Raw genomic sequence first — 15216 nt, forward strand, 5'->3', positions numbered from 1 at the left:
CCCGCTGAAGTGCTCCGCGTCAGCCGCAAGGGAGGTGGGTGATGCCGGCATTTGAGTATGTCGCCGTCGATGATCATGGCAGGCGCCAGAAAGGGATTATTTCCGCCGAAAGCCCGCGTTCTGCGCGCCGCGAATTGCGCCTGCGTGATCTCATGGCGCTCGATGTCATTCCCGTCAGCGAGCAATCGGCCAAGGCAAGCCGCATCGGCGGCCGGATCGGCGAAAAGCAGCGTGTCCTTCTGGTGCGGCAATTGTCCGTACTCCTGCAATCGGGCCTTCCGGTCGAACAGGCGCTCGGCGCCGCCGCAGAGGATGCGGCAACCCCGCAGGTCCAGCGTGTCCTGCACGCCATCAAGACTGAAGTCACCGAAGGCGCGCGTCTCGCAGACGCGATGTCAGTCGCGCCAAAGGCGTTTCCACCGCTCGTGCGCTCGGTCGTCTCTGCCGGCGAACTGTCGGGACGGCTTGGCGACGTCATGGAGCGCCTCGCGACATATCTGGAGCGTAGTCACCAATTGCGCCAAAAGGTTCAGGCAGCGCTGATCTATCCGGCGGTTTTGGGCATCATGGCTGTCGGCATGATCATCGCCATGATGTTGTTTGTCGTGCCGCGCCTGGTCGAGCAATTCGACCTGTTCGACACCGATCTGCCACTGATCACCCGTATCGTGGTCAATCTGTCCGAAGCCCTGCAATCACATGGTATCCTGATCGCTCTGGCGCTCGCGACCCTGGTCTTCGCCGTGGTCCGCGCCTTCAGGGTTCCCGCGGTGCGCCGCGCAATTGATCGCTACAGCCTGAACCTGCCTATTGTGGGCCCGCTAAACCGGACCGTCTGCGCGGGCCGGTTCGCGCGTGTCTTTGCGACGCTCTCCGGCTCTGGCGCGACCATTCTTGAGGCTTTGAGCGGGGCCAAGGGTGCCTCGGGCAATCTCGTCTTCAGTGAGGCGGCAGAACAGATTGGCGAACGTGTGCGCGAAGGCGGCTCCTTTGCCGGCGCGCTGAAGGCCACCGGTGTCTTCCCGCCCATGATGGTGCACATGGTCTCCAGCGGAGAGGCCGGGCGCGACATTCCCGGCATGATGACCCGCGCGGCAGACTATCTGGACAATGAATTCGAAACGGGATCGTCCACGCTCCTGTCCCTGCTGGAGCCGCTGATCATTGTTGTGCTCGGCGGGCTGGTTGGCCTGATCGTCCTGTCGGTTATGTTGCCGATCCTGCAACTCAATACTCTCGCTATCGGATAGGAGGCAGTCATGCACTTAGTCACGCCCCGCACCCCTCAGGAAAAGCGCCGCAAGACGGCGGGCTTCTCGCTCGTGGAACTCATGGTGGTGGTTTTCATCATGGGCCTGCTCGCCACGCTGATCGTCGTGAATGTCGCTCCGGCGACCGACCAGTCCCGCATCGGCAAGGCGCATTCCGACATTGCGGCGCTCGAAAGCGCGCTCGATATGTATAATCTCGACATGTACGGATACCCTTCCGCGGATCAGGGCCTGGCGGCGCTGAGCACGGCGCCCACCGGTGCACAGGCCGCGCAGTACCGCCCCGGAGGCTATATCAAACGCATGCGGACTGATCCCTGGGGCAATGAATACGAATACGCTTACCCTGGCACCCGGTCGGGCAGCGCCTATGACGTCTTCTCCACTGGTCCGGATGGACAAGCCGGAACGGACGACGATATCGGGAACTGGGATCCCGCAAGCTGATGACGCCAATCCTGTCCTCTCAATCCGGCATGTCTTTGGTTGAGGTTCTGGTTGCGCTCTTCATTCTGGCGCTGGCCAGCGCCGCAATCGTCATGACGCTGCCCCGCCAGCCGTCCCGTCTTGACCGGGAAGTGGCGCGGCTGGAGCTGGCCATTGACCGTCTGGCAGACGAGGCCATCGCCTCGGGCGAGGTGCGCGCCATCCGTCTGGGGGAAGATGAATATGCGGCCGAAGCCTGGCGTGACAGTCGCTGGGTCGCGCTGCCGCGATCGGCGCACACATTGCCATCCCCTCTGGCGATCTCTGTCTCAACATCGCGCCGGGGGCTTCAGGAGAGTGATCCGAAGGATTGGCCGCACATCGTGGCCGACGCGACCGGCATCGTGTCAGCGCAGCCGCTGACCCTGATCGAGGGCACGGACCGGCGTGTCCTGACCGTGTCTTCGTCCGGCATGGTCGAGGTGGAGCGCTGACATGACGTCTCCGCGTTCACAGCAAGGCTTCACGCTGGTCGAAGTGCTGGTTGCGCTCGGCGTGTTCAGTATTGCTGCCATGTCGCTGGCGCATCTCGGGAACGAAACCCTTGTTGGCGCGCGCCATGTGGACCAGCGTTTCCTTGCCACTGTCGAAGCGGACAATCTGATGGCCGAGGCGCTCGTACGCCCCGGAGCCATTCCGCCGGGTGTGAACACCGGGGAAAGTACGCAGCGCGGGCGCAGGCTGACGTGGATGCGCACGATCAGCGCCACCGGACGGGAAGGCCTGTTTTCGGTGTCTGTCACGATAGGCGATGCTGAAACGGGCCAGCAACTCGTGAACCGCCAGACCCTGATGCGGGTGCCGACATCATGAGCAAGTCGGCCGGGTTCACCTTGATCGAAATGTTGGTGGCGCTCGCCGTGACCTCGCTGCTCATGGTGGCGGGATCGACCCTGTTGATCCAGACCTTGCGGTCCGGTCAGATGGTGGAGGCCCGCACAGAGATGGTTCGCGATCAGGATACGGCCCATAGCCTGCTGCGGGATGACCTCGCCAATGCGACCCTGCGCCTGACCCAACCGCCCAATGGGCTCGATGCTCCCAAGGCCTTCAGCGGCGGATTCTCCACACTGGAGCCCTTGCTGGCCTTCACCCGGGCTGGCTGGATCAATCCCGGCAAGGTCGAGCCACGGGGCGACCTGCAACGGGTGGAATACTTCCTGACCGACGGAAGCCTTGTTCGCCGCGCCTGGCTGCGCCCTGATCCGGTCTACAACACGCCCTATGCAGATCGCGTGATTGCCGAAGACCTCGACAGCGTCGGTCTGCGCTTTCTGACCGGCACCAGTTGGCAACTGGACTGGCCGGGCCAATCAGACACGCTACCGGATCTGGTCGAGCTGACTTTCGTGTTCGGAGAAGGCGATGAGTTGCGCCAGCTTTTCCTTGTTGGGGGCGCAGGATGAAACGCTCGCACCGTTCCGATCATGAGCGCGGCGCGACCCTGCTCAGCGTCTTGCTCATCATCGTCCTGATGTCGACAGCGGCGCTCGCGGCGACCGATGCGCTGGCGCGATCCGTCAGCGTTTCGCGAGTGTCAGCCAGCCGGGCCGACAGCTTCTGGGCAACACGCGGGGCCTTGTCTGTGGGTGAGGCATTTGTGAACGAGGCCCTGGCAAAGACAGACGGAGCCTTGACGCCAGACTCCCTGTTGTTCCGTGAGCCGATTGTATTTGCGTATTCGCGTGGGACAATTTCCGTCCGGTTTTACGAGGCCACGAATTGCCTGAATCTGAATGCGCTTTCGCTGGGGGACGGTGAAGCCTCCGCCGGGAGCGTGTCCCCCGACCAACTCCACCGCATGCTTGAGGGCGCAGGCCTGTTCAACAGCGAGGCGCAGCATCTGGTGGATTCGCTGTCCGACTGGATGGACGCGGATACCAGTCCTCGCGCCTCCGGCGCCGAAGATGGCGCGTATGGAGGCCGGTCAATCCCTCATCGGACGCCGGGACAGCGGCTCGTCTCTATCAGCGACCTGCGCGCGATCGACGGCTTCACTCCGGATGTAATGAACGAGATTTCGAACCTGGTCTGCGTCCGTTCAAGGTCGGATGATGCACCGCTGAACATCAACACGCTGACAGCGGCTCAGGCGCCACTGCTGGCAGCGCGCTTCTCCGACGAGTTGTCCACAAGCGAAGCCGAACAACTGATCCTGTCGCGCCCGGAAGGGGGGTGGCTGAATGTTGGTGAATTCCTCCTGTCGCGGGATGTGGCCAGCATCGCGCCGGAATTGCGCCGGGATAGCGCGCTGTCGATACGCTCCGATCAGATTGGGGCTGCCATTTCGATTGCCTCCGACACGGGCACGATTCGCATCGATGCGACCTATGGGCGTGGCACCGATGGCATTTATGTCCTACAGGGCTCAAACAGGAGATCTGGCTGATGCGCCCGAGACTTTACACGGAAATCCCGAGGGACGGCGAAAACTGGCGGTTCGTGCGGAGCGGTCCGTCCGGGCTGGAGCCCGTACCGGAGGGCGCAGGCACTCCATCTGGTGCGGATGTTGTCGTCTTCGTTCCCGGAACCGAAGTGACAGCGCACCGGGTGCGTGCGGCGGCCCGGCGGCCGGTAGAACTAACGCGCCTTGCGACGTTTGCGATCGAGGATGATCTCGCCGTGCCGGTCGAGTCCGTTCACGTCGCCGTATCTGCGGATCAGGACGATGCGGGGTTCCGGATAGTCTATGCCGTGTCGCACACAGTCATGCAGCATTGGCTGGACCAGCTTGAGGCGGCCGGCCTCGGATCGGCCCGGATTGTGCCGGATCTGTCCCTGTTGCCGCCAACCGAACAGGTCGATTTCGGTCGCTATCAATTGCTGACCGTCGAGGGACGTCCCGTTGCGTTCGACAATGACTGGCCGAGTGATGTCATGTCGGCGCTCCTCAAGGGCACGGAGGCAAACGCCGCTCCCCGTCGCGCAGAGTCCCTGACCGAACTGGCGCTCTGGGCCGAGGCGGCGCCGCGCCTGACCGATCTCCGGCAGGGCACATATGCCCGCGCCTCTGAAACCGGCATCTCTCTGAAACAGTTTCGCTTGCCCGCGGCGCTTGCGGCCACCCTGTTTGTGGCATGGGGCGCGCAGACGGCGCTGTCGGTGCACACGATGAAGAATCTGACGACGGCGCTGGATGCGGAATCCCGCGCTCAATATACCGCCGCTTTCCCGGGCCAGCCGGTGCCGCCTAATCCTGCCGCCGCCTTGCGCTCGCGCACCGGGGCAGCGACCAGCGTCGCCGCGCCCAGCTTCCAGCAGACCAGTGCGGCGCTATACGGGGCGGTGGAGAGTGTCAGCGGAGCGAATTTGGTCAGCTTGCGCTATGACCGCGCCATCGGTGAGCTTCGCGCCACGCTGACATATCCGGCCTTTGGGGCAGATTTGGACCTGAAGACGGCGATTGAGGCCACCGGCCTGCAGGTCAGTTTGGGCGATACGCGCCTTGAGGATGGACGGGTCGTGGGCGATCTGTCGATTGGAGGACGCTCATGATGGGATACTGGAACAGCCGCACCGGACGAGAGCGGGCATTGATCGGCGTGGCACTCCTGCTCGTGATTGTCGCGCTCCTGCAATTCGCGATCGTGCGGCCCCTGATGGCTGCAAAGGCGGACTCGAAATTGGCTCTGGAAGCCGCCAGTCGGCAGCTCGACGTGGTCTCGGCGGAGCTCACCTCACAAACGACGCGCGTGGCCGGTGCCACTGCCGCCCGCGCCTCCAGTCAGAACTTACGGTCGGATCTGTTGCAGCTTGCCAATGCGAGAGGCCTGTCCGTGTTGCGGTTGCAGACCGCAGATGACGGCCGACTGATCCTGCAGTTTGAGCGGACGGTGCCGACTCTGGTCTATGCCTGGCTGGCCGATGCGGACATGCGCTATGGCGCCGTGCCTGAACGCGTGACCATGTTCGCCGAGGAGGCTGGCTATGTGCGGGCAAGTTTTGAGTTTGCGGGAGGCGGGTCATGATGCGGACAGGATTTCTCTTTGTCGCTCTCTTCGTCATCACGTTGATTGGCGGCCTGATCGCTTTCGCGCCCTTGTCCTTTGCCCTGCGCCAGTCCGGTATCGCGGATCGCGGCGTCAACTGGCAGCAGGCGCGAGGGTCGGTTTGGCATGGTCAGGTCACCGGCCTGTCATGGCGCGGCACGCCGCTCGGTGCGGTCAATCTCGATTCCGATGTTTTGCGTTTCGTGACAGGCGGCCCGTCGCATGACGTGTCGTGGAGCGGGCCGTTTGGCCAGGGGCGGGGCAGGATCAAGGCATCCGGATCGTCTGTTGTGGCGGAAGAAGTGTCCTTGAATATTCCGCTAACGGAACAGGTTGGCGCCGATCCTGTTATTGCGCAGCTCGGCAGCAGCCTCCGACTCTCGAACGGCTCTGTGAAACTGTCTGGCGACCGGTGCGAGGCGGCGGCGGGGAATGTGACGAGCGATGTGGCCCGCCTTGCCGCAGCATCGTTTGGCCGGGACTGGCCCGTCCTCAGCGGTCCACTGACCTGCACGGACACCCGGTTGACTGCGCAATTGTCTGGGGATGCGGGGGACGGCACACGCATTGTCCTCAAGGCTGTTGCACAGGATGGGTTTGAATTGGAACTGACCAATTTTGATGATGAATTGCGCGCTGCCTTGCTGGCTGCGGGATTTACAGACCGGAATGGTGCGCTGGTCTACACGCGGTCGATGAACAGAATGGAGACAAGGCCATGAGGCAGGTAATTGCGATTGTCGCGGGGGCGCTGCTGCTGGCGGCATGTGCGAGCGGCGACAAGAAGCGGCCCGTTCCGCCGGCGCCGGAGGTTCCCGAGGCAGGCAATTTACCAGCGCAGGATCTTGCGGATGGCGAGTGCGCGCTGTTCCTGTGGACCCAGGGCGCGCCGCGGCGCTTCATCTACTTCTCCAAGGCAGGTAGTCAGACGGCCGAAACCATGCTGTCTGAAACCCAGCAGACCATGGCTCTGGTCCGCCAGGGCGGGACCTTGTTCGGACAATTCATGACCGAAATGGACTACACGACCATCGAGGGCGAGACGATGTCCCTGCGAATCACGCCTGGCGAGATGGTGGATGGGGGGCAAAAAATCTCAACTGGCCGCATCAAGCTACTGAATGATGGAGGTTGGGAGACCGTGATTCCTGTGGCGGGTTTGCGGGCGTGCCAGCCGGATGCTGAGTGATTGCAGGGCCTTCCGGCAGGACACCTCCGAGTATCATACACGTAATATACGCAAACGTGTCATTACTTGACGCAAATCTGTCACACACGGTATTGTGACACTTATGTTACAGAAGCAATACAGATATATGTCAATCTCCGCTCTGGCGCTTGCGGCGCTGGGACTGACTGCGAATGCCCAACAGGCTTGTGACCTGTCGGATGGTCTCGGCCTGCAGCCTGCTGCATTCCAGACTGAAACCGAAGCCTGTTTTGAGGGCCTCAATGGCGTCACGCCGGATACGTTCATGCAAGGCCAGCTTGGTCAGTTCGCGGCCGCTGACCGCAGCGACGCGGGCAAGGCGAGCCTGAAAAACCTTGCGACGCTGAACGAAGCTGCACGTATCCATGCCTATGACATGGCGGTTCGGGGCTATGTGGCCCACGAGGACATGGAAGGACGCAGTCATCTCGACCGGGTCCGCCTGCTGGACCGCACCCACCTCATGGGGGCATTCGGCGCCAACATGGCCATTGTGGATGACTCGGCTACGCCTGAAGAAGCCTATCGTGCCCTGATGGCAGACCCCGCCAACAAGGCCAATCTCAAGCGCGGCGAGTTCGACCATACCGGTGTGGCGGCTGTGCGCGCCAATGGCCGGATCTATTTGGTCCAGCTGTTCTCCCGTGTTGAAGGAACGCTGCAGGCCCCGATGCCGACCCAGATGAACGGCAAGACTGACCTCAAGGCCGTCTTCGCGGAATCCCGCGCTGAGCCACTTGGCTGGTCGGTTGTCTCCACGTCCGGCAATGTGCTCGCCAAGGGCATCGGCGATAGCGTCCCGGCCAGCGAGCTGAAGGGCCAGTCAGGCTATCTGACCATCGACATGGCGCTCGGCAAGGACCGCTACACGCTCAAAGGCCCCGCGGTCTCATTGTTCTAAGCTGCGCACTCTCTCCAGATACGAAGAAAGCCGGTCCCTTCAGTGGCCGGCTTTCTTCATTGGAGCGGGTGAAGGGAATCGAACCCTCGTCGTCAGCTTGGGAAGCTGCTGCTCTACCATTGAGCTACACCCGCGCGCAAAGCCATTTGATCTAGGAATGGCCGCCGCGCAAGAGGGCTAACCGGCGATTTCATCCGGGCCCTAGTCGAGTGTCACCACCACGACGGAGCGCGCCGGAATGGAGAGGACGAGATCGTCCGCGGTGCCGTCCACGATATAGGGGGCCGGCTGAACCCGGTCCGGCGCGTCGAACGTGTTATGGGAATCCATCTCCTCTCCCTGCAGGATACGGCCGGTGGCCTTGCTGGCGCCGAAAGCGCTCGCATCGACCAGATGGTCGTCATGGGCAGACGCATTCACCAGGGCCAGCACGATGCGGCCATCCTCCGTCCGCGCGGCGCTGGCGCTGATGGCCGGCACCGTAACATCCCCAAGCACATAGTCCGGTAACTGAAGATTCATTTCAAGCGCTTCGGCGCCCATGAAGGGCTGGTACATGTCAAACACATGATAGGTGGGCGTCAGCACCATGTCCGGCCCGTCAGTCAGGATCATTGCCTGCAGGACATTCACCATCTGGGCGATGTTTGTCATCTTCACGACGTCGGCATGAGCATGGAACAGGTTGAGGTTCAGGCCGGCCACGATGGCGTCACGAATGCTGCCCTGCTGGTAAAGCGCGGGCGGATCGGTCGCCTCATCCTGGTCAACCCACATGCCCCACTCATCCACGTACAGGCCGAACGCGTCAGCGGGCAGATCGTGTTTCTTGAGAATGGCCTTCTGGTCCTCGATCACGTCCGCCATGCGCAGGGTGCGCTTCATCGTCGAAGCCCATTCCGCCTCCGGGAAGCCGGTCGCGGCGCCCTTCTTGCCCCAGTCGCCGGTGGGCAGGGTGTAGACATGCAGGGAGATGCCTTCGGCCAGATCGGCGATATAGGGATGTTCCAGGATTGTGTCGGCATATTCCGGGTTTGCGTCATGCGCGCCGGAGATGATGCGCACCGGCTGGTCGCCGGCCGTTTTCGCAAAGCTCGCAAATTGCGCGTAGAGATCGGCATAAGCGCCCGCCGTGATGGCCCCGCCGCAGCCCCAGGTCTCGTTTCCGATGGACAGGTAGTCGACCGTCCAGGGTGTGTCGCGGCCATTTGTACGGCGCTCTTCGGCGCGGTCGCCCGTTTCGGCCGTGATATACTCCAGCCAGTCAGCGCCTTCCTTGGCTGTTCCCGTACCGAGGTTCAGGTTGAGATAGGTCTTCGCGCCCAGCCGTTCGGCAAAATCAAAGAATTCATGCGTGCCGAATTCATTGCTTTCCGCCGTACCGCCCCAGACCATGTTGACCCGTGCCGGGCGGTCAGCCCGCGGGCCGATGCCGTCGCGCCAGTGATATAGATCGGCGAAGCAGCCGCCGGGCCAGCGCACGACCGGGACGTTCAGCGCTTTCAGCGCGTCGAACACATCATTGCGTATGCCATCGGTGTTGGGGATGTCACTGTCGGGGCCCACCCAGATCCCGCCATAGGGCTGGGTGCCGACATGTTCGAGGAACTGGCCGTAAATTTCCGGCGCGATTGTGTGGGTCGGGGCGTCGAGATCCACATCAAGTGTGGCTTGGGCGGCTGCTGATCCCATGCAGAACAAAAGGCCGGCAAGGCTCGCGGCAATACGGTTTTTCATGATTGGCTCCCTAGGATATTCTTTATTTTAGCGCTAACATTCGATGGGTCCGGGGCCCTTCGTCAAGCTGCAATCGTTTCCGCGCCAGAGTCATGCGGCACTGGCTAAGCGGGCCGGTTGAAGCTAGAAGGCCGCCATGAACGGATTTCTCGCAGTTGCAGCAGGCGGCGCCATTGGCGCGTCGCTCCGGCATGGGGTCGGCCTTATGGCCGTGCGCCACCTGCCGTCTGGCTGGCCGCATGGCACATTCGCCGTGAATCTGCTGGGCAGCCTGCTGATGGGCCTCCTGGTCGGTTGGCTGGCGCTGAAGGCTGAAGGGCTGCACCAGACGACCCGGCTGTTCCTGGCGACAGGATTGCTCGGCGGCTTTACCACCTTCTCGGCATTCTCGCTGGAAGTGGCGGAATTCCTGCGCAAGGGCGAAACCCTGAAAGCAGGCACCTATGCGGGGCTCTCACTGGTACTGGGCGTGATCGCGCTGTTCATAGGACTTTGGATTGCCCGAAAGGTATTCGCATGAGCGGCCAGATTGTTACTGAAACGGTTTCCGACAAGGAATCCGGCACCCGGCTTGATCGCTGGGTCAAGCGCCGCGTGCCGGTCACGCAGGGCCAGATCGAGAAGATGCTCCGCACGGGGCAGATTCGCGTCGATGGCTCGCGCGCCAAGGCCAATACGCGCCTCGAGACCGGCCAGCAGGTGCGCCTGCCGATCATGGACGCGGACGCGACCCGTCCGGCGCAGAAAAAGGCCGAGCGCGTTTCCGAGGAAGACCGCCAATTCATCCGCGACCTGATCCTCTACGAAGATGACGAGATGATCGCCATCAACAAGCCTGCCGGCATCGCCGTGCAGGGCGGATCAGGGCAGGGCCGCCATATTGATGGCATGCTGGCCGCGCTGGGCGATGGCGAGCATCGCCCGGTCCTTGTCCACCGGCTCGACAAGGATACGAGCGGTGTGCTGCTGCTGGCCAAATATCCGAAGGCCGCCGCGCAGCTGTCGGAGAAGTTCCGTAGCCGCGACATGAGCAAGGTCTATTGGGCCATTACCGTTGGTGTTCCCAACCCGCCCTTTGGCCAGATCCGCTGCTGGATGGTGAAGGGGATCGAAGACGAGAACGAAGAAGACGGTTACCGCGTCATCCATCCCAAGGCCCGTGGCCGCCGCGACGCGGACCGCGAACGCATGTTCCGTTCGGCGCAGGGCGTCGAGGGCGCACGTCATTCGATCACGGACTATGCGGTGATCTCCACGGCTGGCCAGAAGGCGGCGTGGGTGGCGCTGAAGCCGGAAACCGGCCGCATGCACCAGCTGCGCTTCCATATGCTGGAAATGAATACGTCCATTCTCGGTGACTTCAAATACCAGTCCCGCCGCGAAGTGCCGCAGGGCCTTGCGCCCGGCATGCACCTTCACGCGCGCAGCCTGATCATACCGCGCCAGACTGGCAAGCCGATCAAGATCGTCGCGCCGCTGCCGCCGCACATGAAGCAGACTTTTGAATCCCTCGGCTTCCTCGAACAGGAAGCTGGCAAAGACCCATTGGCACCGTTCATCTGATGTCGGGTTTGAAGCTTGCCATATGGGACGTGGACGGAACACTCGTCGACAGCCGAACCTCAATTCATGAAATCATGGTTGAGGCCTTCACCCTGTCGGCCCTGACGCCGCCGGAATATGATGCGACGCGCCGAATTGTCGGGCTCAGCCTGCATGAAGCCTGCGGCCAGCTTGCGCCAGACGCCAATGCCGCCGAGATCGACCGGCTGGTGAATGATTATCGCGAGTCCTGGGTTCGCGCCCGGGCCCGGCCAGATTTCACCCAGCCGCTTTATGATGGCGCGTTGGAAACGCTCGAAATGCTGCGCGAGGAAGGCTGGCTGATCGCGATGGCGACCGGCAAGACTCACAAGGGCATCGAAAGCCTTTTTGGGGCACACGATATCCAGCATTTCTTTGATACGGTCTGGTGCGCTGATGACGGCCCCGGCAAGCCGCATCCGCACATGGTGGAACAGGCTATGGGCGCGCTGGGCTGCGCGCCACATGAAAGCCTCATGATCGGCGATGCCATCCACGACATTTCCATGGGCCGCGCGGCAGGCGTCTACACGCACGGCGTCAGCTGGGGCTTCGGCGCCGCCCACGAACTGGAAGAAGTCGGCGCCCACGAAATCCACCATGAGTTCGACACGCTCCGCAAAAGCCTGCTGGCGTTTGATCCAGAAGTCTCACAAAACTAGGAACCTGTCCGGTGCATAACCGCGTTTAGCCGTGAGATCGTATATCAATCCTCTGATCCAGAATCTAATGAACGACATGGTGGATAATTGACACTGTCTACGGTCCCCCAATCACCCGTGTGGAAACCAAATTCACAGGCAGTTCGGATAGCCCATTCATACTCAGCGTCGATCCCAAAATGGCCCATGTTGCCTGCGTATGCACGACACGCATCTTCGTATCCGTATTCACAACCCTGCTTCCACAGCGGCAATGCGAGTTTATGCCCACCCTCATCTAGGGCTTCCTGCATGATGTAAACGCCGAGAAGGTGGCACCCGCTTCCGATCTTGTTGTCGCAAAGCTCCTGCGCAGCGTACTTTTCTTTCTCAATATCTGGTGAAGGTTGCATGGAGACGGATAAATCGAAGTAACCGCCACACCCGGTTACGAAGCCCAGCTCACAGGAGCGGTAAAAGCTATCCATAACCTTTTCTAGATCGGCTTTCTGAAGCTCTTCCGGATTCCAGTGAACCTCGACCGCCAGACTTGCGGCATGATTCAAGCAACCGTACCCTGATCCTAGTTCGCAGGATTTCTGGATCATCATTGCCCCCCGTTCTGGATCGAGGCGATCCTGTTTGAAGCTACCGATTTGCTGCATATCCTCTGACAGGAATCCGTCGCCTTGAAGGGCCCGGCCCAGCATCCAGCATCCGTCGGGATCGTCCACTTCACAAGCGGCTTTGAACAAGTTGTATGTTGAATCAGCGTCGGACATATCAGCGGACGCACGCCAACTTTGAACCTTTTTCTCTATGCAAGCCGTGGCCTCTTCGGCGGTACCATTGCAGGCAGGTGCGGAAACAATTGTTTCAGAACGTTGCTGGCAGGCGACAAAGACCAGTGCAAAAACGGCCAGCAGCATTCGCCAGCTAAACATTTTGTGAATCCCCCGAGAACTGTTCCGATACCCTATTTGACTGCATGGCGGATGTCTATTTTCGGCGAATAGCTGCCAAGGAGGGCTTGTGTCCGGCTGTCCATCTTTGAACTTAGATTAGCCAGTACCTCTGCTTGCGCGACCTATACGTAGGTTCCAGCTTTCGCACATGGTGGAACAGGCTATGGGCGCGCTGGGCTGCGCGCCACATGAACGCCTCATGATCGGCGATGCCATCCACGACATTTCCATGGGCCGCGCGGCAGGCGTCTACACGCACGGCGTTAGCTGGGGCTTCGGCGCCGCCCACGAACTCGAAGAAGTCGGCGCCCACGAAATCCACCATGAGTTCGACACGCTCCGCAAAAGCCTGCTGGCGTTTGATCCGACGCCGTCAACCCTGTAGGGAGTGTTGATCTCTTGAAGGTTGCGGTTTAGCGTTCTCGCATGGAACGAACGCGACCTCCTGAATTCGGGTTGAACGGTGCTGTGCTGAACAGTCCGTCCATGACAGATGACATGCGGACGCAATACAATCGTGCGGCGACCGGTAAGGTTACGTGGCAAAGTGCCTGGCTGCCTTGGGGGCTGGTGATTGCGGTGTTCGTGGCCCTGTCAACGCGGCTGGATGGGGCGCGTTGGTTGGTGTTGCTTCCCGGATTGGCAATAGTCTCGCTCGTGGCTCTCAAGCTTCGTGGCGTATCACGGGAAGTCCAACGAAGATGGTCACAACGAGGTTGGATTGTCGGTCTTTGGGGCTTTTGCAACGCGAACTGGCTTTTGTATTACGAGGTGCCTGTCTGGTCGCTAGTGGTGCCTAATGGCTTGGTCCTTGCCTCGATTTTCCGAAACGTTGGTTCGCGCAGCCGGATGGAGCAGGGCATATGGATCGGTATCATGCTCGCATGCTTTCTTGTCTTACCATCGCTTGCTGAGCGTTTTTGAATCACAATCGGCCAATCGATCCTGCAGCACTTCCCCTCTTGGAAACCCGCCCTCATGGGCGTACATGCCCGGCCATGACTGACGAGACCGAGACCCAAGAGACCCCGAAGCCGAAACGCTTCTACGAGAGTGCCAAGCCGGAGCAGATCCCCGGCGGCTGGACCGTGGAACTGGATGGCCGCTCCATCAAGACGCCTGCGCGCGTCGCCCTGAAGCTGCCGACGGAAAAGCTGGCCAAGGCGGTTGCCGCTGAATGGAATGCGCAGGACGCAGAGATCGACCTGATGTCGATGCACCTCACGCGGCTTGCCAATGTTGCGATCGATCGTGTGCCGGAGACCCGTTACGAGATGGCGGATGAACTGGCCCGCTATTGCGAGACCGATCTTGTCTGTCACATCGCCGAGGAGCCTGAGGAACTGGCCGAGCTGGAAGAGGCACATTGGGCCCCGCTGCGCGCCTGGGCCGGACAGGCGCTGGATGTGATCCTCGTGCCGGTCGAAGGCATCATTGCCTCGCCCCAGCCGGATGCTTCGCTGGAAGCGGCGCGGACCTATGCGCTCGGTCTTGATGACTTTGCCCTGACAGGCCTTCTGTTCGGATGCGGCCTTTACGGGTCTGCCGTGCTCGCCATGGCCGTGGTCGAGGGCGAACTGACGGCGACCGACGCGTTCGAGGTCGCCCGCATTGACGAGGCCTGGCAGGCCCAGCATTGGGGCGAGGATGATGAAGCCAAGGCCGCCACGGCGCTGCGCCGCATCGAGGCCAAGGCGCTGGAAACCTGGCTCGTCGGCCTCGGCTGATCGCCCTGCGCAACAGCGCGCACCCGCAGTTGAACGAAGATGAACCGCAGCGAAACCTGCGATGAACGCCGCGCTCAGGCCGTGTTCCTGTGGCGCGTGGTCTGCTCGGCACATGATGAAGAAAATCATGAATGTCCGAGTGGCTGCCGTTGCCCTTGCTGCGTCCGCCCTCATCGCCGCCCCCGCCATGGCCGACCCGGCCCGGGGCAGCATCGCCCAACTTGAGACCCGGCTTGGCGCGACAGGCCTGTCGATCCAAATCGGCCACAATGCCCCGACGGGCCGTTATGGCCGGTATCGCACCAATCAATGGGGCCAGTCGCTCCGGCAGGAACGCCAGCTGCGTCGCAACGCCGTTCAGGCCTGCCGCGCCGCGATCAGTCGCACGGCATGGCGGGCCGGCTTCCACGATGTCGATTTCGATGATGACCGCAGAATCCAGCAGATCGGCCCGAATGGGTTCCGCATCCGCTTTGATGATGTGGAATTCGAGAACCGCCGCCGCGAGCGGGAACGCGACGTCACCTGTCTCGTTAGGCGGGGACAGGTCGCCCGGCTCGACGGTATTCCGCAAATGGGTCAGGCGCGCAATCGCGGCCAGAACGGCCACAGCCGCTACGGCTACTAACGCAACGGCACCCCTGGCGGCGGGCCGACCAGAATGATCGCCCTGCCGCGGCGCCCCGGACCAGACATCCGGGGCGT

20 protein-coding genes and 1 tRNA gene are annotated in these 15216 nt (G+C 61.7%); 18 read left to right on the top strand and 3 right to left on the bottom strand.

Going from position 1 to position 15216, the window contains the following annotated elements:
- Positions 1-41 precede the first annotated feature (41 nt).
- From B2344_RS15470 to B2344_RS15520, 11 genes are all read left to right on the top strand, one after another.
- Positions 42-1250: a type II secretion system F family protein gene (locus B2344_RS15470; protein ID WP_290485549.1), complete on the top strand. Its 1209-nt coding sequence runs from the start codon at positions 42-44 to the stop codon at positions 1248-1250.
- Positions 1251-1259: 9 nt separating this feature from the next.
- The gene (gene gspG / locus B2344_RS15475) at positions 1260-1718 is read left to right on the top strand and encodes a type II secretion system major pseudopilin GspG (RefSeq protein ID WP_290485550.1); all 459 of its coding nucleotides are present in this window, start codon (positions 1260-1262) and stop codon (positions 1716-1718) included.
- Positions 1718-2191 carry a PulJ/GspJ family protein gene (locus B2344_RS15480; RefSeq protein ID WP_206990824.1) on the top strand — a complete coding sequence of 158 codons (474 nt, stop codon included), beginning with the start codon at positions 1718-1720 and terminating at the stop codon, positions 2189-2191. Before gspG ends, B2344_RS15480 begins: the two co-directional genes overlap by 1 nt.
- Before the next feature lies 1 nt (position 2192).
- Positions 2193-2570, top strand: a complete 378-nt coding sequence (gene gspI / locus B2344_RS15485) for a type II secretion system minor pseudopilin GspI (protein ID WP_206990823.1) — start codon at positions 2193-2195, stop codon at positions 2568-2570.
- Entirely contained in the window at positions 2567-3163 is a 597-nt protein-coding gene (gspJ, locus tag B2344_RS15490; protein WP_206990822.1) for a type II secretion system minor pseudopilin GspJ, read from the top strand. The genes gspI and gspJ overlap by 4 nt, the downstream gene beginning before the upstream one ends.
- Positions 3160-4146 (top strand): type II secretion system minor pseudopilin GspK, encoded by a 987-nt coding sequence (gspK, locus tag B2344_RS15495; protein WP_290485551.1) that lies wholly within the window; start codon positions 3160-3162, stop codon positions 4144-4146. Before gspJ ends, gspK begins: the two co-directional genes overlap by 4 nt.
- The gene (gspL, locus tag B2344_RS15500) at positions 4146-5252 is read left to right on the top strand and encodes a type II secretion system protein GspL (RefSeq protein ID WP_290485552.1); all 1107 of its coding nucleotides are present in this window, start codon (positions 4146-4148) and stop codon (positions 5250-5252) included. Before gspK ends, gspL begins: the two co-directional genes overlap by 1 nt.
- Entirely contained in the window at positions 5249-5725 is a 477-nt protein-coding gene (gene gspM / locus B2344_RS15505) for a type II secretion system protein GspM (protein WP_290485553.1), read from the top strand. Before gspL ends, gspM begins: the two co-directional genes overlap by 4 nt.
- Positions 5722-6468, top strand: coding sequence for a type II secretion system protein N (gspN, locus tag B2344_RS15510; RefSeq protein WP_290485554.1), 747 nt, complete (start codon positions 5722-5724; stop codon positions 6466-6468). The genes gspM and gspN overlap by 4 nt, the downstream gene beginning before the upstream one ends.
- Entirely contained in the window at positions 6465-6935 is a 471-nt protein-coding gene (locus B2344_RS15515) for a hypothetical protein (protein WP_290485555.1), read from the top strand. The genes gspN and B2344_RS15515 overlap by 4 nt, the downstream gene beginning before the upstream one ends.
- 127 nt (positions 6936-7062) lie before the next feature.
- The gene (locus B2344_RS15520) at positions 7063-7857 is read left to right on the top strand and encodes a CAP domain-containing protein (protein ID WP_206990816.1); all 795 of its coding nucleotides are present in this window, start codon (positions 7063-7065) and stop codon (positions 7855-7857) included.
- Between the two features lie 60 nt (positions 7858-7917).
- Here the strand turns inward: B2344_RS15520 and B2344_RS15525 are convergent.
- Both B2344_RS15525 and B2344_RS15530 read right to left on the bottom strand, forming a co-directional pair.
- Positions 7918-7991, bottom strand: a tRNA-Gly gene (locus B2344_RS15525).
- Positions 7992-8058: 67 nt separating this feature from the next.
- Positions 8059-9594: an alpha-N-arabinofuranosidase gene (locus B2344_RS15530; RefSeq protein WP_290485556.1), complete on the bottom strand. Its 1536-nt coding sequence runs from the start codon at positions 9592-9594 to the stop codon at positions 8059-8061.
- A 136-nt stretch (positions 9595-9730) separates the two neighbouring features.
- On the opposite strand from B2344_RS15530, the gene crcB reads away from it, so the two are divergent.
- The 3 genes from crcB to B2344_RS15545 are packed head-to-tail and all read left to right on the top strand — an operon-like array spanning position 9731 to position 11840.
- Positions 9731-10114, top strand: a complete 384-nt coding sequence (crcB, locus tag B2344_RS15535; protein ID WP_290485557.1) for a fluoride efflux transporter CrcB — start codon at positions 9731-9733, stop codon at positions 10112-10114.
- On the top strand, positions 10111-11157 hold the full coding sequence (locus B2344_RS15540) for an RluA family pseudouridine synthase (RefSeq protein WP_290485558.1): 1047 nt from the start codon (positions 10111-10113) through the stop codon (positions 11155-11157). Before crcB ends, B2344_RS15540 begins: the two co-directional genes overlap by 4 nt.
- Positions 11157-11840, top strand: a complete 684-nt coding sequence (locus tag B2344_RS15545) for an HAD-IA family hydrolase (RefSeq protein ID WP_290485559.1) — start codon at positions 11157-11159, stop codon at positions 11838-11840. The genes B2344_RS15540 and B2344_RS15545 overlap by 1 nt, the downstream gene beginning before the upstream one ends.
- Before the next feature lie 44 nt (positions 11841-11884).
- Here the strand turns inward: B2344_RS15545 and B2344_RS15550 are convergent, their stop codons facing one another.
- The gene (locus B2344_RS15550; protein WP_290485560.1) at positions 11885-12763 is read right to left on the bottom strand and encodes a hypothetical protein; all 879 of its coding nucleotides are present in this window, start codon (positions 12761-12763) and stop codon (positions 11885-11887) included.
- A gap of 169 nt (positions 12764-12932) precedes the next feature.
- Between B2344_RS15550 and B2344_RS15555 the strand changes: the two genes are divergently transcribed.
- The 4 genes from B2344_RS15555 to B2344_RS15570 all read left to right on the top strand — a co-directional run bounded on the left by B2344_RS15555 (position 12933) and on the right by B2344_RS15570 (position 15139).
- Positions 12933-13169: an HAD family hydrolase gene (locus B2344_RS15555; protein WP_290485561.1), complete on the top strand. Its 237-nt coding sequence runs from the start codon at positions 12933-12935 to the stop codon at positions 13167-13169.
- A gap of 101 nt (positions 13170-13270) precedes the next feature.
- A complete protein-coding gene (locus tag B2344_RS15560; RefSeq protein ID WP_290485562.1) occupies positions 13271-13708 on the top strand; it encodes a hypothetical protein in 438 nt (145 codons plus the stop codon).
- Between the two features lie 74 nt (positions 13709-13782).
- Positions 13783-14511: an ATP12 family chaperone protein gene (locus B2344_RS15565; protein WP_206990808.1), complete on the top strand. Its 729-nt coding sequence runs from the start codon at positions 13783-13785 to the stop codon at positions 14509-14511.
- Positions 14512-14623: 112 nt separating this feature from the next.
- On the top strand, positions 14624-15139 hold the full coding sequence (locus tag B2344_RS15570) for a hypothetical protein (RefSeq protein WP_290485563.1): 516 nt from the start codon (positions 14624-14626) through the stop codon (positions 15137-15139).
- Positions 15140-15216: the final 77 nt, after the last annotated feature.

Source organism: Hyphomonas sp. UBA3195 (genome assembly GCF_002366485.1).
In the GTDB taxonomy this organism is placed as follows: domain Bacteria; phylum Pseudomonadota; class Alphaproteobacteria; order Caulobacterales; family Hyphomonadaceae; genus Hyphomonas.

Bases quoted from the DNA above. Each gene is read 5' to 3' on its own strand.
- B2344_RS15470 (WP_290485549.1), top strand. From the start codon at position 42: ATGCCGGCATTTGAGTATGTCGCCGTCGATGATCATGGCAGGCGCCAG.
- gspG (WP_290485550.1), top strand. From the start codon at position 1,260: ATGCACTTAGTCACGCCCCGCACCCCTCAGGAAAAGCGCCGCAAGACG.
- B2344_RS15480 (WP_206990824.1), top strand. From the start codon at position 1,718: ATGACGCCAATCCTGTCCTCTCAATCCGGCATGTCTTTGGTTGAGGTT.
- gspI (WP_206990823.1), top strand. From the start codon at position 2,193: ATGACGTCTCCGCGTTCACAGCAAGGCTTCACGCTGGTCGAAGTGCTG.
- gspJ (WP_206990822.1), top strand. From the start codon at position 2,567: ATGAGCAAGTCGGCCGGGTTCACCTTGATCGAAATGTTGGTGGCGCTC.
- gspK (WP_290485551.1), top strand. From the start codon at position 3,160: ATGAAACGCTCGCACCGTTCCGATCATGAGCGCGGCGCGACCCTGCTC.
- gspL (WP_290485552.1), top strand. From the start codon at position 4,146: ATGCGCCCGAGACTTTACACGGAAATCCCGAGGGACGGCGAAAACTGG.
- gspM (WP_290485553.1), top strand. From the start codon at position 5,249: ATGATGGGATACTGGAACAGCCGCACCGGACGAGAGCGGGCATTGATC.
- gspN (WP_290485554.1), top strand. From the start codon at position 5,722: ATGATGCGGACAGGATTTCTCTTTGTCGCTCTCTTCGTCATCACGTTG.
- B2344_RS15515 (WP_290485555.1), top strand. From the start codon at position 6,465: ATGAGGCAGGTAATTGCGATTGTCGCGGGGGCGCTGCTGCTGGCGGCA.
- B2344_RS15520 (WP_206990816.1), top strand. From the start codon at position 7,063: ATGTCAATCTCCGCTCTGGCGCTTGCGGCGCTGGGACTGACTGCGAAT.
- B2344_RS15530 (WP_290485556.1), bottom strand. From the start codon at position 9,594: ATGAAAAACCGTATTGCCGCGAGCCTTGCCGGCCTTTTGTTCTGCATG.
- crcB (WP_290485557.1), top strand. From the start codon at position 9,731: ATGAACGGATTTCTCGCAGTTGCAGCAGGCGGCGCCATTGGCGCGTCG.
- B2344_RS15540 (WP_290485558.1), top strand. From the start codon at position 10,111: ATGAGCGGCCAGATTGTTACTGAAACGGTTTCCGACAAGGAATCCGGC.
- B2344_RS15545 (WP_290485559.1), top strand. From the start codon at position 11,157: ATGTCGGGTTTGAAGCTTGCCATATGGGACGTGGACGGAACACTCGTC.
- B2344_RS15550 (WP_290485560.1), bottom strand. From the start codon at position 12,763: ATGTTTAGCTGGCGAATGCTGCTGGCCGTTTTTGCACTGGTCTTTGTC.
- B2344_RS15555 (WP_290485561.1), top strand. From the start codon at position 12,933: ATGGTGGAACAGGCTATGGGCGCGCTGGGCTGCGCGCCACATGAACGC.
- B2344_RS15560 (WP_290485562.1), top strand. From the start codon at position 13,271: ATGACAGATGACATGCGGACGCAATACAATCGTGCGGCGACCGGTAAG.
- B2344_RS15565 (WP_206990808.1), top strand. From the start codon at position 13,783: ATGACTGACGAGACCGAGACCCAAGAGACCCCGAAGCCGAAACGCTTC.
- B2344_RS15570 (WP_290485563.1), top strand. From the start codon at position 14,624: ATGATGAAGAAAATCATGAATGTCCGAGTGGCTGCCGTTGCCCTTGCT.